15 protein-coding genes are annotated in these 14,533 nt (G+C 55.9%); 12 read left to right on the plus strand and 3 right to left on the minus strand.

Going from position 1 to position 14,533, the window contains the following annotated elements; genetic code table 11:
• Positions 1-87: 87 nt before the first annotated feature.
• Positions 88-1,110, plus strand: coding sequence for a M48 family metalloprotease (locus tag EQG79_RS17160; protein ID WP_240699377.1), 1,023 nt, complete (start codon positions 88-90; stop codon positions 1,108-1,110).
• A gap of 57 nt (positions 1,111-1,167) precedes the next feature.
• On the opposite strand, the gene rocD is transcribed toward EQG79_RS17160, so the two are convergent.
• Positions 1,168-2,418, minus strand: coding sequence for an ornithine--oxo-acid transaminase (gene rocD / locus EQG79_RS17165; protein ID WP_077922599.1), 1,251 nt, complete (start codon positions 2,416-2,418; stop codon positions 1,168-1,170).
• Between the two features lie 118 nt (positions 2,419-2,536).
• Here rocD and EQG79_RS31045 point away from each other — a divergent pair, with 118 nt between their 5' ends.
• From EQG79_RS31045 to EQG79_RS17180, 4 genes are all read left to right on the plus strand, one after another.
• Positions 2,537-2,707, plus strand: coding sequence for a DUF5522 domain-containing protein (locus EQG79_RS31045; RefSeq protein WP_170315653.1), 171 nt, complete (start codon positions 2,537-2,539; stop codon positions 2,705-2,707).
• A 60-nt stretch (positions 2,708-2,767) separates the two neighbouring features.
• A complete protein-coding gene (gene rpmB / locus EQG79_RS17170; protein ID WP_077922600.1) occupies positions 2,768-3,007 on the plus strand; it encodes a 50S ribosomal protein L28 in 240 nt (79 codons plus the stop codon).
• A 136-nt stretch (positions 3,008-3,143) separates the two neighbouring features.
• A complete protein-coding gene (locus EQG79_RS17175) occupies positions 3,144-3,866 on the plus strand; it encodes an RluA family pseudouridine synthase (protein WP_077922601.1) in 723 nt (240 codons plus the stop codon).
• Between the two features lie 81 nt (positions 3,867-3,947).
• Positions 3,948-4,247, plus strand: a complete 300-nt coding sequence (locus EQG79_RS17180; RefSeq protein WP_129602809.1) for a Dabb family protein — start codon at positions 3,948-3,950, stop codon at positions 4,245-4,247.
• 72 nt (positions 4,248-4,319) lie between these two features.
• Here the strand turns inward: EQG79_RS17180 and EQG79_RS17185 are convergent, their stop codons facing one another.
• The gene (locus EQG79_RS17185) at positions 4,320-4,760 is read right to left on the minus strand and encodes an Ohr family peroxiredoxin (protein WP_077922603.1); all 441 of its coding nucleotides are present in this window, start codon (positions 4,758-4,760) and stop codon (positions 4,320-4,322) included.
• A 200-nt stretch (positions 4,761-4,960) separates the two neighbouring features.
• On the opposite strand from EQG79_RS17185, the gene EQG79_RS17190 reads away from it, so the two are divergent.
• The 5 genes from EQG79_RS17190 (at position 4,961) to EQG79_RS17210 (ending at position 10,990) form a co-directional block, all read left to right on the plus strand.
• Positions 4,961-6,742 (plus strand): tetratricopeptide repeat protein, encoded by a 1,782-nt coding sequence (locus EQG79_RS17190; protein WP_129602811.1) that lies wholly within the window; start codon positions 4,961-4,963, stop codon positions 6,740-6,742.
• A gap of 114 nt (positions 6,743-6,856) precedes the next feature.
• Positions 6,857-7,738 carry a DUF4292 domain-containing protein gene (locus tag EQG79_RS17195; protein ID WP_129602813.1) on the plus strand — a complete coding sequence of 294 codons (882 nt, stop codon included), beginning with the start codon at positions 6,857-6,859 and terminating at the stop codon, positions 7,736-7,738.
• A 156-nt stretch (positions 7,739-7,894) separates the two neighbouring features.
• Complete coding sequence (locus EQG79_RS17200; RefSeq protein WP_236648828.1) at positions 7,895-9,256, plus strand: murein hydrolase activator EnvC family protein; 1,362 nt, start codon at positions 7,895-7,897, stop codon at positions 9,254-9,256.
• Positions 9,257-9,364: 108 nt separating this feature from the next.
• Positions 9,365-10,183 (plus strand): 3-methyl-2-oxobutanoate hydroxymethyltransferase, encoded by an 819-nt coding sequence (gene panB, locus EQG79_RS17205; RefSeq protein ID WP_129602815.1) that lies wholly within the window; start codon positions 9,365-9,367, stop codon positions 10,181-10,183.
• Positions 10,184-10,258: 75 nt separating this feature from the next.
• The gene (locus EQG79_RS17210) at positions 10,259-10,990 is read left to right on the plus strand and encodes an RluA family pseudouridine synthase (protein ID WP_077922608.1); all 732 of its coding nucleotides are present in this window, start codon (positions 10,259-10,261) and stop codon (positions 10,988-10,990) included.
• Positions 10,991-11,056: 66 nt separating this feature from the next.
• Here the strand turns inward: EQG79_RS17210 and EQG79_RS17215 are convergent, their stop codons facing one another.
• On the minus strand, positions 11,057-11,224 hold the full coding sequence (locus EQG79_RS17215; protein WP_165358918.1) for a hypothetical protein: 168 nt from the start codon (positions 11,222-11,224) through the stop codon (positions 11,057-11,059).
• Between the two features lie 356 nt (positions 11,225-11,580).
• Between EQG79_RS17215 and EQG79_RS17220 the strand changes: the two genes are divergently transcribed.
• On the plus strand, positions 11,581-11,940 hold the full coding sequence (locus EQG79_RS17220) for a hypothetical protein (RefSeq protein ID WP_129602820.1): 360 nt from the start codon (positions 11,581-11,583) through the stop codon (positions 11,938-11,940).
• Between the two features lie 136 nt (positions 11,941-12,076).
• The gene (locus tag EQG79_RS17225) at positions 12,077-14,503 is read left to right on the plus strand and encodes a TonB-dependent receptor (protein ID WP_129602822.1); all 2,427 of its coding nucleotides are present in this window, start codon (positions 12,077-12,079) and stop codon (positions 14,501-14,503) included.
• The last annotated feature ends 30 nt before the right edge of the window (positions 14,504-14,533 follow it).

The following is a 14,533-nucleotide window of genomic DNA, read 5'->3' on the forward strand; positions in this document are numbered from 1 at the left end:
GCCGTCGTTATTCAGCCGTGTTGAACGAATAACCCCATCCGGTTTACAGTGAAAGCGGTATCCTCTCTATCAGTCCTTTTATTGAGCGTGGTCGCTGCTGGCCCGCTATTGGCCCAGTCAGCCGGCATCCTGAACCGGCCCGAAAACTTCATCTGCAACTACACCGGGCGGAGCACCAGTCCGCAGGTCGTCTGCAACCAGGCTACGGCCTCTAACGGTCACGCCGAACGCGTTGTGGACCGGATTCTCAGACCCATCGGGCTGATGCGCAACTTCAAGGTGGTAGAGTGTTCCAACACCGATAACTGTTTCGCTACGGTGCTGAAAGGGCAGCGGTTTATCGTCTACGATGCGGCTTTCATGCAGGGAATCGAAGAAGAAACCGAAACCGACTGGTCGGCCATCAGCATCATGGCCCACGAGATCGGTCATCACCTGCAGGGACATACCATCGATGGTCGGGGCGGGCAGCCGCAGAAAGAAATAGAAGCCGATAAGTTTTCGGGCTTCGTGCTGCATCAGTTGGGTGCCTCGCTGGACGAATCGGTGGTGGCCGTTCGGGCACTGGGCAACGAACACCCTACTCCCACCCACCCCGCCAAACCCGCCCGGATCGACGCCATTCGCAAGGGCTGGCTCGAAGCCGAAGCGATGTATCCCAAAAATCGACTGGCCGGCAAACCCGCCACTGCTATTGCGCCCAGGCCGGTTACCAATTCGGGCATGACCTCCCCCGTTGTGCGGCCACCGGTCGTAGCTAAAGCCCCGGCGGCTCCCGTACGTATGGCCGTCGGCTGCGTCTCGGGCGACTGTGCCGACGGGAAGGGCGTATTTGTGTACCCAACCCGCGAACGCTACGTGGGCGAGTTTGAAGAAGGCGACAAACACGGCGAAGGCACCGAATACTACCCCGACGGGAAGCTGAAATACCGGGGCAATTTCCGCGACAACCTCCGCACCGACTACGGCGTGTACTACTACCGCAACGGCGACCGGTACGAAGGCTGGTTTGCCCGCAACGTACCCAACGGCAAAGGCACCTACACCTTTGCCGACGGCGCCCGGTTCTCGGGCGTCTTCAAAAATGGGCAGCCGGTCTCAAGAGAATAACCAACGAGAAGGGGGACACGTCGATCGACGCGTCCTCCTTCTCGTTGGCTCCAGCTTCTAAAAATCCAGAATCGTCTTTTCGATAATGTCGCAGGCTTCGTGCATCTGCTCGCTGTTGATGACGAGCGGGGGCGCAAACCGGATCTTGTCGCCGTGGGTAGGTTTACAGAGCAGGCCGTTGTCCTTGAGTTTCATACAGATCTCCCAGGCCGTTTCGTCGCCGAACTGAGGACGCTCTGCCACGATGATGGCATTCAGCAGGCCTTTGCCCCGTACGGCTTTGACCAGATCGGTTTTCTGGATCAGCCCGGTCATGCGGTTCCGGAAAATCTCACCCATGGCCGCGGCATTTTCGGTCAGTTTTTCTTCCTCTACCACCTTCAGGGCTTCGATCGTTACGGCGCAGGCCAGCGGGTTGCCGCCGTACGTACTGCCGTGTTCGCCGGGTTTGATGGTCAGCATCACCTCGTCCGAAGCCAGCACCGCCGATACGGGCATGGTTCCTCCCGACAGGGCTTTACCCAGCACCAGCAGGTCGGGCTTCACGTCTTCATGATCGCAGCAGATGCGTTTACCCGTCCGGCCGATCCCTGTTTGTACTTCGTCGGCAATGAAAAGCACGTTATAGCGGGTGCAGAGGTCACGAACGCCACGCAGGTACCCTTCGTCGGGCACCAGCACCCCCGCTTCGCCCTGGATCGGCTCGACCATGAACCCGGCAATGTTCGGGTCGCTCCGGAACGCATCTTCCAGCGCATTGAGGTCGTTATACGGAACAATGATATAGCCCGGCAGCAGTGGACCGAAATCGTTGGTACTGCTCGGGTCCGTCGACGACGATATGGCGGCCAGCGTACGCCCCCAGAAATTACCGGCTGCGTAAACGGTTTTGGCCTGGTTCTGCGGAATACCTTTGACTTTATAGGCCCATTTGCGGGTCAGTTTGAGCGCTGTTTCGCCCGCTTCGGCGCCCGAGTTCATCATCAGCGCTTTGTCGTAGCCAAAGTACTCGCACAAAAAGCGGACGCAGAGGCCAGCTTTTTCGTTGTAGAAAGCCCGCGAGGTCAGCGTCAGGCGCTGCGCCTGCTCGATCAGCGTGTTGATGATACGCGGGTGGCAGTGGCCCTGGCTCACGGCACTGTAGGCCGACAGGAAATCGAAATACTGCTTTTCTTCGACATCCCAGACATAAACGCCCTTTCCCCGCGATAATACAACCGGAATGGGGTGGTAGTTGTGGGCGCCGTACTGCCACTCTAACTCAATAGCCCGGTCCGTAGCCGAGGTGGTGGGAATCAATGTATCCATACGTGTAGCCGTTAATTGTCAGCCGATTACTAAAATCAGCTGACCTATTTTGCAACCAACTGACTGAACAGTCGGTTTCCCTCAAAAATACGGCTTCTCTGACAGACGCCCAAAAGCGATGCTGCCCCACCAACCCAGAAAGAAGATCCCCGGCCTGGCCGATGAGGATTATTATTACACCCCCGAAGGCTTCGTAGTTTTTACGGAGGCTTATCATCTCAAGCGTGGCTATTGCTGCAAGAACGGCTGCCGCCACTGCCCCTATGGATATAAAAAAAAGGAGAAGTGAGTTGCAGATTATGAATAAATTAGCCAATTTTGCGCCCTCATACGGAAAACGAGTACGGTAATGGCCAGAATTTGTCAAATCACAGGAAAACGCACGCGGTCGGGAAACAACGTTTCTCACGCCAATAATAAAACGAAGCGCAAGTTCTATCCGAACCTGCAGAAGAAGCGTTTCTTCGTCGAATCAACCGGCGAGTGGGTTACGCTTCGTGTGGCTACATCGGCCATCAAGACCATCAACAAAAACGGTCTGGAAGTAACGCTCCGCAAGGCTTACCAACGCGGTACGCTGTCGCTATAAGTCGATACCATCGGCATTCACGAGCCTCTTCCGCATCGGAGGGGGCTTTTTGTGTTTGCTTCGTGTTGAGCCGATCTATGGATTCGTTGACCCCTCAGCCGCCTGATCACGAACGCAGACCCACAACCCTCAATTCATGAAACTATCCTTCGAATCACTCATCGTTTTTGAGAACGACGATTACATACTCATCAACAAACCGCCCCACGTGGCTTCGCTCGATGAGCGAACCACCGACCGGAGCGGCCAGAGTATTATCCGACTGGCAAAGGCCTATCACGCCGATGCGCAGTTGGGCCACCGGCTGGATAAAGAAACCTCGGGCATACTGGCTATCGCCAAACACCCCGATGCCTACCGGCACCTGGCCATGCAGTTTGAGCACCGCGAGGTGACTAAACGCTACCATGCCGTTGTAAACGGCGTTCATAATTTTGAGGGCATCTCGGTATACCTGCCCATCTCACCCATCAAAGACGGAACCGCCGTGCGGATTGACCGGGAGAAAGGCAAAGTAGCCGAAACCATTTTCAATACGCTGCAGGCTTACCGAACCACAACGCTCGTCGAGTGTATGCCCGTGACGGGGCGAATGCACCAGATCCGGGTCCACCTGATGTGCCTCAAAGCGCCCATCGTCAACGACCCGACCTACGGGGGAGAGCCCGTGTTTCTGTCAGACGTGAAACGGAAATTCAATTTGAAGCAGGGCACCGAAGAGCTGCCGCTGATTCAGCGGGTAGCACTCCACGCCCACTCGCTCACGTTTGCCCTGCTCGACGGTACGGAACATACCTTCGAAGCTCCCTATCCGAAAGACTTCGGCGTCCTGGTAAAACAGCTGGAGAAGTTTAACTAGTGGGCAACTCGATAGGTCGGGCACCCGGAAACTGGCAAAGTCTGGCAGACTGATTAACTTGCCAACTTACCGACTTATGCTATGTTTGTTCATACCGTATTCTTCTGGCTCAATCGCCCCGAAAGCCAGGACGACCGCACCGCCCTCCGGGCTGGTCTCGAAACGCTCAGAGAAATAAGCGACATCTCGGCTGCGTACATTGGCGCCCCGGCCGATACCCGGCGCCCTGTCATTGATCACACCTACGCCTTCTCGCTGACGTTTGTCTTCACCGACCAGGCGGCCCACGATGCCTACCAGGTTCATCCGGTTCACCTGGCGTTTGTCGACAGCTGTCGCCACCTCTGGGAACGCGTGCAGATCTACGACGCCGTTGGCTGATCACGCATAGAAAAAGGCCGGGCCAACAGAGTTGATCTGCTGGCCCGGCCTTTTTCATTACACTGCCGTCGGCTAGATCATCACTTCGATGGCCATGTCCATGTTGCCTTTAACGGCTTTGGAGTATGGACATACCGCATGAGCCGTTTCGGCCAGCTGCTGCAGCTGCTCCTTATCCATGCCGGGCGCCTTCACGACGATCTTCCCGGACAGGAACATGTTGTTGCCGTCTTTATTGAGCGAGATGCTGACTTCTACCGCGTGCTGGGGCAAAATTACTTTACGGCGCTCGGCCACAGCCATCAGCGCTCCGTTGTAGCATGAGCTGTAAGCCGCAGCGAACAGCATTTCCGGATTGGCGGCTTTTCCTTCGCCATGCATCTCGATAGGCCGGCGGACATCCAGCTCCAGAACGCCATCGAGCGATTTTACGTCGCCTTCGCGCCCGCCAACGTTGCTGACCGTAGCCGTGTATAGGGTTTCGACTTTAGATTGTGGTTCCTGGGTTGTCATACGAGCTGTTTGGTTGTTGAGCCATGAATACGTGTTGATAACCTAACCCGTAAATCGGCAAACTGTTAGCCGCCCGCCCGAGACAGCAATTATCAGTTATTTTGAACTACCTTTGTTTAAAGGACTTATTCGCGATAAAGCCGCAATAGAACCAACCAAGCCGCGTTTTTAGAGATACGCACGATAAGGTACCGACCAGCATGAATCCACTAATCAACGTATATCGCAACCGATCGGTCAGAGGATGGGCCATCGGGCTGGGGCTGCTGATGAGTATCGGGCTGCTGCCAGCGTCAGCCCAGCGAAAGCGTGCCGAAACCAAAGCCGATACCAGCCTCGCCAAAGCCAGCTCCACCACAACCGTTCGGATGGAAGAGGAAACGCTGTTTGCCGACGGCATGCGTTTTCTGATGACCGACGAGCCGTCAAAAGCCGTTACGCAGTTTGGCAAGGTACTCCAGAAAAACCCCGGTAACGCAGCCGCCCAGTACGCTACGGCCAGCGCCCTGATGAAGATGGGCAAAACGGCGGAAGCCATCCCCTTCGCCACCAAAGCCCACTCGCTCGACGCCGGTAATAAGTTCTACGCCCTGGTACTGGCCGAACTCTACGTGAAGCAGAAGCGGTACAGCGAAGCCGAAGAACTCTACGAAGTGCTCGTTAAAAAAGGAGCCGAAAACGCCGAATATGGCGTCGAGCTGGCCGCGATCTACCTCTTCGACGACAAACCCGACAAAGCGCTCGAAGCCTACGAACGGGTTGAACGCGAGCTGGGCATGAACGAAGAGATTACCCGCCAGAAGCAGCGCATCTACCTCAAACAGAACAAAATTGACAAGGCCGTCGAAGAAGCCGAAAAACTGGTGCAGTCAGAACCCGGCGACCCGGAATACCTGCTCGAAGGCGCCGAACTGCTCATTGCCAACGACCGCTCCGATCAGGCCATTACCTGGATTGACCGCGCGCTCAAGCTAAATGCCGACCTGCCCCAGGCGCACGTGCTGCTGGCCGATATCTACCGCAAAAAAGGGGATATGAACCGGGTTACGCAGGAGCTTAACCAGGTGTTTGCCAACCCGAATCTGGAAGCCGGCCTGAAAGCCCGGATCCTGTCCAGCTACGTGGGCCTGACCGGCGAGAACACCCCTGCTCAGCAGGATGCGCTCAAAATGGCTCAGGATCTGGCCAAATCGAACCCCAAAGACCCCAAGTCACAGATTATGGTAGCCGATCTGCTCATGCAGCAGGGCAAGAAAGCCGAAGCCCGCGACGCCTACGCCCGGGCGGCCCGGCTCGACGGCTCGGTCTACGAAGTATGGGGGTCGCTGCTGCAGCTCGACGGCGAACTTAACCAGGTCGATAGTTTGCTGGTTCACTCCGAGCAGGCGCTGGAGGTCTTCCCAACGCAGGGCCTCTTCTGGTACTCCAACGGCTCCGCAAACCTGTACAAACGGCGTTATCAGCAGGCCGTCGATGCCCTCGAAGAAAGTCAGAAGCTACTGGCAGCCACCACCAACAACGAGCTGAAACGCGGTATTCAGGCCCAGCTGGGCGACGCCTACAACGGCCTGGGCGATCACGCCAGGTCTGACGAAGCCTACGAAGCCGTGCTTAAAGTCGACCCGCTCAACGACCACGTCCTCAACAATTACAGCTACTTTCTGTCGCTGCGCAAGGCTAACCTGCCCCGCGCGCTGCAACTGGCCCAGAAGCTGGTCGAACGTCATCCTACCAACGCTACCTATCTGGATACCTACGCCTGGGTTTTATACGTGTCGAAAGACTACGCCAAAGCACGCCAGTATCTCGAAAAAGCCCTGGCCGATCCGGCTGGTGTAAGCGGGACCATTATTGAACATTACGGCGATGTGCTGTACCAGCTTGGCGAACGCACACAGGCCGCCGAGCAATGGAAGCGAGCCAAAGCCAAAGGCGGCACCGGCCCCGAACTGGATAAGAAGATTACTACCGGCACGCTGTAAAACGGCCTGTTGTAAAAGCCGGTTTCTGATCGTTGCTTTGTCAGCATGGGCGGCAGACCGCCCGGCTTCTTACCCGTCGGAGCCCGAACGGACCGCTTACCGAAACGCGCATAAATGAATAGATACCTGTTGTTTGCTCTCTTACTGAGCATTTTACTCCATACAGAAGGCTGCCGACGCCGAAACCTGCCGGGCTCAGCTCCGTCCCCCACCGTCGGGACCACTACCCCGACGACCCGGTCCGATTCGGCAACGGCTCAGCGTCCGGCACCAGTGGCACCTGATACAGTAACGACCGCCCCCCCCGCCCGGCCCGGTATCGAAGAAGCCCGGACCAACGTGGCCGAAATCGACTTCCGGTATCTGACGGCCCGCTCCAAGATATCGTTTAAAAGCCCCCAGCAGGATATCGACAATGCCAACATCAACCTGCGGGTTCGCAAAGACAGCCTGATCTGGTTGTCGGTCAGTAAACTGGGTATCGAAGCCGTTCGGGGCCTGATCACCCGCGACTCCATCATTATTGTCGATAAGATTCACGGCGAGTACTCGGTCTACGATTTTCCGACGCTGAGCCGGCAGTTTAACTTTGCCATGAACTTCCAGCTCTTGCAGGCGCTCATAGTCGGCAATTTACCCTTGCCCAAGCGCCCGGCTCAGAAAATCAAGAACGAGCGCGATTACCTGCTACTGCGGCAGAGTGAGGGTAAAGTGCTGGTAGAAAATTACATCGGCGAGGAGGATCGAAAGCTGAAAAAACTGATGGTTACCGAGCAGCCTACCAAGAATACACTGCGGCTCGACTACGAAGATTTCACATCGCTCAACAACTTCCTGTTTCCGTATACCAGCCTCGTTACGCTCGATTACCAATCGAAAACCGACGGCCAGTTTTACCAGACGCTGCTGCGGATCAAGCACAGCAAGGTTGAACTGATCGAGAAAACCCCTGGGTTTCCATTTACCATTCCGGCCAGCTATAAAAGGCGGCCATAAACAAGTTTTTCGGCGCCCCTGCCCGGTCTATGGCCACGCCTTATGCCGATGTATGACCGCCGAAAATTGACAACTGAATTTTTGTTTATGCGTATCCCGCTCCTGTTCCTCTCTCTTCGTTGGCTGCTGGTCGGTTCGTTGCTGCTGCTTGGTCTGATGCAGCCGCCAGCGGCTATTGCCCAGCAAACACAGCGCAGCCGGCAGGCGCTGGAGAAAGAGAAAAAGCAGAATATCGAGAAAATGAATCAGATCCGGACCGTACTTAAACAGACGGCGTCCGAGAAACAGGTGAGCATGGGCCAGCTGAAAGCCCTCGATCAGCAAATTCAGACCCAGTCGCGCCAGATTGGGCTGCTGAACAAAGACCTCCAACTGACCGAATCCGAAATTGCCGAACTCAGACAGGCCAGCCGGGCCCTGACCCGCGACCTCGAAAAGCTCAAGGATGAGTACGGTTCCATGGTCTACGCAGCTGACAAACGCCGGCAGCAGGTTAACCCACTTGGTTTTCTGTTCGCTTCAGACAACTTCAACCAGCTGGTAGCCCGGTACCGATACCTGCGCCAGTACTCCGACGCGCGCCAGAGCCAGGTCCGCCAGATGAACAATGTGCAGACCATGCTACAGGGCAAGCAGCAGACTACCCAGCGCAAGCGCCAGCAGCAACGCGGCACCCTGGTGGTGAAGATGAGTGAGACCAAAAAGCTCGAGCTGCTGAAGGTAGAGAAAAACCAGGTCGTTAAAGCCCTCGGTCAGAAAGAAACCGAACTGCGTACCGAACTGGCCGAAAGCCGACGGGCCGTTAGCCAGCTGGAGTCGATGATCACCCGCATCATTGCCCGCGAAGCCCGCGAACGCGCCGAGCGAGAGGCCCGCGAACGCGCCGAACGCGAACGCATCGAGCGGGTAGCGCGGCTGGAAGCGGCCCGGAAAGCAGCCGAGCGCAAGAAAGCCGAAGCCGCCGTGGCAGCCGCCGAAAAAGCTGGCGAAAAACCAAACCCAGCCGACGTAGCCAAGGTAGAACGCCCCGCCGATCCGGAACCTGCTCCGCCCAAACCTGACGAACGGCGTAACAACAACCTGAACGACGAAGAAACCGCGCTGGCCTCGTCATTTGCCTCGTCGCGGGCGCGGCTGCCCTGGCCCGTTGGTCGCGGTTTCGTCTCCGACCACTTTGGCCGCCGACCGCACGCGGTCCTCAAAGGCATTTACGTAGAAAACCAGGGAGTGGATATTCAGACCAACGCGGGCGAAGGCGTTCGGTCGGTTTATGACGGCATTGTACAGGACGTAGCCAATATGCCGGGCATGAACAACGTCGTGGCCATTCAGCACGGGAACTACTTTACGGTCTATGCCAAACTGCGGAGCGTCTCGGTGCGGGTGGGGCAGCGCGTCAAAGCCCGCGAAACCATCGGCACCGTAGCGACCGACAAAAATGGCGTCTCCGAAATCCAGTTTCAGATCTGGAAAGAGTTTACCAAGCTCAACCCCGAATCGTGGCTGGCTCCCCGGTAAACAGCGTACCGATACAGTCCAGACACCCATAACGAATACCGATCGTAAAAGCCGTACTTTTGCGGTCGGTATTCGTTTATCGAAACCTGTACACTGAAACTTGACGGTATGTCTGTCCATAACCCCGACATAAAGCGCATTACGACGCACACCATTCAGGAGCTGAAGAATAAAGGGGAGAAAATCTCTGCGCTCACGGCTTACGATTACTCCATGGCCCGCGCCGTCGATACCGCCGGTGTTGAGCTGATTCTGGTCGGCGACTCAGCCTCGAACGTTATGGCGGGTCACGAGACAACGCTGCCCATCACCCTCGACCAGATGATCTACCATGCGTCATCGGTGGTGCGGGCGGTGAAGCGGGCGTTAGTGGTGGTCGATCTGCCTTTCGGCTCGTATCAGGGCAACTCGTCAGAAGCCCTCCGGTCTGCTATCCGCATCATGAAAGAATCGGGGGCTCATGCCGTGAAGATGGAAGGCGGCCTGGAAATCAAGGAATCGATCGTGCGGGTGTTAAGCGCGGGTGTACCGGTTATGGGCCACCTGGGCCTGACACCCCAGTCCATTTACAAGTTCGGAACCTACGCGGTACGGGCTAAAGAAGAGGCCGAAGCGCAGAAACTGATCGACGATGCCCACATGCTTCAGGAGGTAGGCTGCTTCAGCCTGGTACTGGAGAAAATACCGGCGGCTCTCACCAAAAAAGTGTCCCAAAGTCTGGTTATCCCCACCATCGGTATTGGTGCCGGGCCCGATGCCGACGGACAGATTCTGGTCGTGCATGATCTGCTGGGCATTACCAATGAGTTTAAACCCCGCTTCCTGCGCCGGTATGCCGACCTGCATACCATTATGACCGAGGCTATTGCGCACTATGTTGATGACGTGAAAGCCAGCGACTTCCCGAACGAGAAGGAAGCTTATTAAGTTAAACTACATAATATAGTCTGATTGTGGGGCGATATACGCTCAGCGACCATGATACAGTAGGCACGATACAGCATGAAGAAGAAACCATTTCAGGTCATATACGAAGACAATCACCTGCTCATTGTCAATAAAGAGCCGGGTATACTGGTGCAGGGCGACCGCACCGGCGACACCACCCTGCTGACTGTACTGAAAGAGTACATCAAGGAGAAATACAACAAGCCGGGAGAGGTATTTCTGGGGCTGGTTCATCGACTCGACCGGCCGGTTAGCGGCCTGGTCGTGTTTGCGCGTACGTCAAAGGCGCTGGAACGTATGAACGAGATTTTCCGGAAGCGCCAGGTGCAGAAAACCTACTGGGCCGTTGTTCGGCAGAAACCGCCCAAAACTACTGATAAGCTTGTTAACTGGCTGGTGAAAGATGAGCAGAAGAACCAGGTAACCGTCTACGAGTACGAAGCTCCCAACTCGCAGCGGGCCGAACTCTCGTATCGGGTGCTGGGACGCATTAATGAACACTACCTGCTGGAAGTAACGCCTGTCACCGGCCGGCCCCACCAGATTCGGTCGCAGCTGGCGCATATGGGTTGCCCGATCCGGGGCGACGTCAAATACGGGTACGACCGGGCCGTTGCCGACAAGAAGATTTACCTGCATGCCCGGCGGCTTTATTTTCTGCACCCGGTCAAAAAAGAGCCGCTTATTTGTAAAGCAGCGCTGCCGGCCGATCCGTTCTGGGAAGAATTTCTCGAACTCGACGATGAAAATTACAAAGACAAAAACATGGATTTCATCTTTGGGTAAGGCTCATAATTGACAAAGCCGACTGCTCCCGGGAGCAGTCGGCTTTGTCAATTATGCTGAGAAAACTTACATCTGATACTTGTCAACTGTGGTTTGCGTCTCGCTATGCGGAATAACATCGGTCACAATCTGTTCCATCACTCGTTCGGCCATCTGGATGGCACCCCGTAGCGCACCGTATGCCAGGCAGAGGGGCAAGATAATGGGTAGAAAGAATGCCCACTGAAAAATCATATACAATCGAACGTTTCTCATCGGTTAAAGTGGTAAGAGAGTATAGTTAAGTTTACGGTAAAGCAACTTTGGCATCTTCTGAGTGGGCTGTTCTAAAACGATGCTCTTTTCATATTCAAAGTTAACCTTGCCTTAATACAAAAACAAGATTAAAATCAAAAAGTTTGAATGAGTGAAGGTTACCAGAACATATAAGTTTTAAATATAGTCCTCGCCTGTTTCCTACACAATCAGACATCATATCAAGTTATGTGCCAGAATTTTAAGTAGTATGTCTGTATATTAGATAGTTGGATTTGAAGTCTATTTGATATTTTTACGCATTCACCCCATTTTACGTCTGTATCTGCGTGTTGGTGCTGGAACACTATCGGTTTGGGTTAGCCCGTTTGCTGCTTGGTTTGTACCTCGCGGTACTAACCAACGGCGTCGTTTTCCGCCATGCCCACCGCTTGGCCGATGGTACGATCATTTGCCACGCGCACCCGTACAAGTCATCGCCGGGGACGCAGTTCCCTACCCATGCCCACAGCCGCGATGAGCTGATCTGGCTCGATGCCTTTGCCAATGCTTTGTATACCGATGCTGCGCCCGTTGCCTGGCTGGCGCTGCTGCTGACGGTCTTCTTCCTGACAGGCCCCTCTGTGCCCCGCCCGATTGCCCGGCCCGAGTCGGTCCATGTTGCTTTCCGCCACCGGGGGCCCCCGTGTGTATAGGTTATCTCAGCTTTTCCGATTTGTCTGATACGCTGTATGAGCCCGGCCTGCCCGCATTGAGCGGTTCAGGCTCGTGCGTATACGCCTTACCTGACAGCATTCGGCTGATTTATTCACTCTATACACTGCCACGTACATGGTTCGATTTCTTCTATTCATTTGTCTCATTCCCGGTCTGGCGTCTGCCCAGACAATACTCAGCGGTCACATTACCGATAAAACCACCCGCGAGCCGTTGATTGGCGCTACGGTGTACATCCCCTCCTCTCAGAAAGGCGGGGCCGCCGACTCAACGGGTCGGTACCGCATTACGGGCCTGACGGCGGGCTCGGTTCGGGTCCAGGTACAGCTGGTAGGTTACCGAAACATGACCCGCACCATTCAGCTCGGCGACGGCGAAACAACGCTCGACATGACCCTCGAACCCGAAGCAGCCCAGCTCCAGGAGGTAGTTGTAACGGGACTCACCACCGGGCAGACCGTCAAAGACAGTCCGGTTCCGATCATGACGTACAACAAGATTCAGTGGCTCCAGACCTCATCAACCAATCTGGTCGATGCCATCGGGAAGCTGCCGGGTATGTCGCAGATCACCACGGGCGTTGGCTTGTCGAAACCTGTCATTCGCGGACTGGGGTTCAACCGGGTTATTACCGTTCACGACGGCGTTCGGCAGGAAGACAACCAGTGGGGCGAAGAACACGCGCTTCAGATTGACGAGTACAGCATCGACCGGTATGAGATTATCAAAGGGTCGGGCAGTCTACTCTACGGCTCAGACGGGCTGGGCGGGGTCATGAGCGTTATATCGGCTCGTCCGCCAGAACCCGGCGTGATGCGCGGGCAGATTTTGAGCAACTACCAGAGCAATAACGGCATGATTGGTTTGTCGGGCGTGGTGGAAGGAACGAACCAGGGCGGCTTGTTCGGCCGCGTGCGGGTGAGCACCAAAAGCGCCGGCAACTACCGGAACCGCTACGACGGGCGGGTATACGGATCCGCCTATCGGGAGTTTGACATCAACGGAACCATTGGCATTACCCGGAAATGGGGCTACTCGCAGTTGTATATCTCCAACTGGCACCAGGACATCAACATCGTTACGGGCGAACGCGACCGCAACGGCCGGTTCCTGAAGCTTGTACAGGTAAGCGCCGACTCAGAAGCGCTGGCGCCCGTTCCCGATGCCGAACTACGCAGCCGCCCAATCGAGCTGGCCAACTACCAGAACCTGAATCACTTCAAGACGTCGTGGAATACCTTCGCTAAAGTCGGGGGCGGCAACCTGTCGGCGATCATCAGTTACAGCCAGAACCGTCGGCAGGAGTTTGCCAGTACGCTTACGCCCGGGCAGCCAGCGCTGTATTTTTACCTTCAGAATGTATTCTATGATCTGAAGTATTACCTGGCCGGGCGCAACGGCTGGGACATTACCCTGGGTGGCAACGGGCTTTACCAGTACAACCAGAACCGGGGTCTGGAAGTCCTTTACCCGGGCTACCGTTCGTTCGACAATGGCGTATTTGCATTCGCCCAGAAGAAAACCGAACGGCTGACGGTAAACGGGGGCGTTCGGGTCGATGTCCGGCGTATGCGCATCAACCAGCTTTATGCCGATGCTGAAGGCACCTTCAGCGAGTCTCCGATTCAGGGGGGCCAGACTCGCTTTGGAGGCCTTGACAAAGTTTACTCGAACCCAACGGCCAGCCTGGGAGCAACGTATCTGCTGTCGAGCCGCTGGACCGTAAAAGCCAATCTGGCCCGGGGCTTCCGCGCACCCGCTACATCGGAACTCTCGGCCAATGGCGAGCATGCGGGCACCTTCCGTTATGAAATCGGCAGCCCCGACCTACGCTCCGAAACCTCGTGGCAGGGCGACCTGGGTGTTCAGTACGAATCACCCGACCTGACCGTTATGGCCAGCCTGTTTCAGAATCGGATCAACAACTACACCTATTCCGAAAAAGTGCTCGACCGGTTTGGCCGCGACTCGATCGTTGACCCGGCCCGCCCAATCCTGACCTACCGCTACGTGCAGGGAAACGCGGTGCTGTATGGCGTTGAAACTCAGGTTACGGTGAATCCCCGATCGGCCCGCTGGTTTCATTTTACCACCTCGTATTCGCTGGTGCGGTCACGAAATCTGTCGGCCAAAAATGATTCGGCGCGTTATCTGCCTTTTCTGCCCCCACCCCGTCTGATCAGCCAGATTCGCCTTACCAAAGCCGAAGCCGGCAGCCGTTGGCGCAATCTGTACGCCATGGTAGAACTGGAACACAACTGGCGGCAGAATCAGGCGTTGCTGGCCTTCGGTACCGAAACACCGACCCCCGCCTATACCCTTGTCAACCTGGGCACCGGCAGCGATATTGTCAGCAATAGCGGGCGAACCCTGTTCTCGCTGTACCTGACCGTTCAGAACCTGTTCGACATAGCTTACCAGAGTCACCAGAACCGACTCAAATATTTCGGCGTCAACGAAGCAACCGGTCGCGCCGGGGTTTTCAACATGGGCCGAAACGTCAGTCTGAAAGCGGTAATTCCCTTCGGGAAACGCTCCTAACCGAAAGCGGCCCGAACAGTCTTGTTCGGG

The sequence above is a fragment of the Spirosoma sordidisoli genome (assembly GCF_004138325.1).
GTDB lineage: Bacteria > Bacteroidota > Bacteroidia > Cytophagales > Spirosomataceae > Spirosoma > Spirosoma sordidisoli.

Bases quoted from the DNA above. Each gene is read 5' to 3' on its own strand.
- rocD (WP_077922599.1), bottom strand. From the start codon at position 2,418: ATGGATACATTGATTCCCACCACCTCGGCTACGGACCGGGCTATTGAG.
- EQG79_RS31045 (WP_170315653.1), top strand. From the start codon at position 2,537: ATGCTGCCCCACCAACCCAGAAAGAAGATCCCCGGCCTGGCCGATGAG.
- rpmB (WP_077922600.1), top strand. From the start codon at position 2,768: ATGGCCAGAATTTGTCAAATCACAGGAAAACGCACGCGGTCGGGAAAC.
- EQG79_RS17175 (WP_077922601.1), top strand. From the start codon at position 3,144: ATGAAACTATCCTTCGAATCACTCATCGTTTTTGAGAACGACGATTAC.
- EQG79_RS17180 (WP_129602809.1), top strand. From the start codon at position 3,948: ATGTTTGTTCATACCGTATTCTTCTGGCTCAATCGCCCCGAAAGCCAG.
- EQG79_RS17185 (WP_077922603.1), bottom strand. From the start codon at position 4,760: ATGACAACCCAGGAACCACAATCTAAAGTCGAAACCCTATACACGGCT.
- EQG79_RS17190 (WP_129602811.1), top strand. From the start codon at position 4,961: ATGAATCCACTAATCAACGTATATCGCAACCGATCGGTCAGAGGATGG.
- EQG79_RS17195 (WP_129602813.1), top strand. From the start codon at position 6,857: ATGAATAGATACCTGTTGTTTGCTCTCTTACTGAGCATTTTACTCCAT.
- EQG79_RS17200 (WP_236648828.1), top strand. From the start codon at position 7,895: ATGCAGCCGCCAGCGGCTATTGCCCAGCAAACACAGCGCAGCCGGCAG.
- panB (WP_129602815.1), top strand. From the start codon at position 9,365: ATGTCTGTCCATAACCCCGACATAAAGCGCATTACGACGCACACCATT.
- EQG79_RS17210 (WP_077922608.1), top strand. From the start codon at position 10,259: ATGAAGAAGAAACCATTTCAGGTCATATACGAAGACAATCACCTGCTC.
- EQG79_RS17215 (WP_165358918.1), bottom strand. From the start codon at position 11,224: ATGATTTTTCAGTGGGCATTCTTTCTACCCATTATCTTGCCCCTCTGC.
- EQG79_RS17225 (WP_129602822.1), top strand. From the start codon at position 12,077: ATGGTTCGATTTCTTCTATTCATTTGTCTCATTCCCGGTCTGGCGTCT.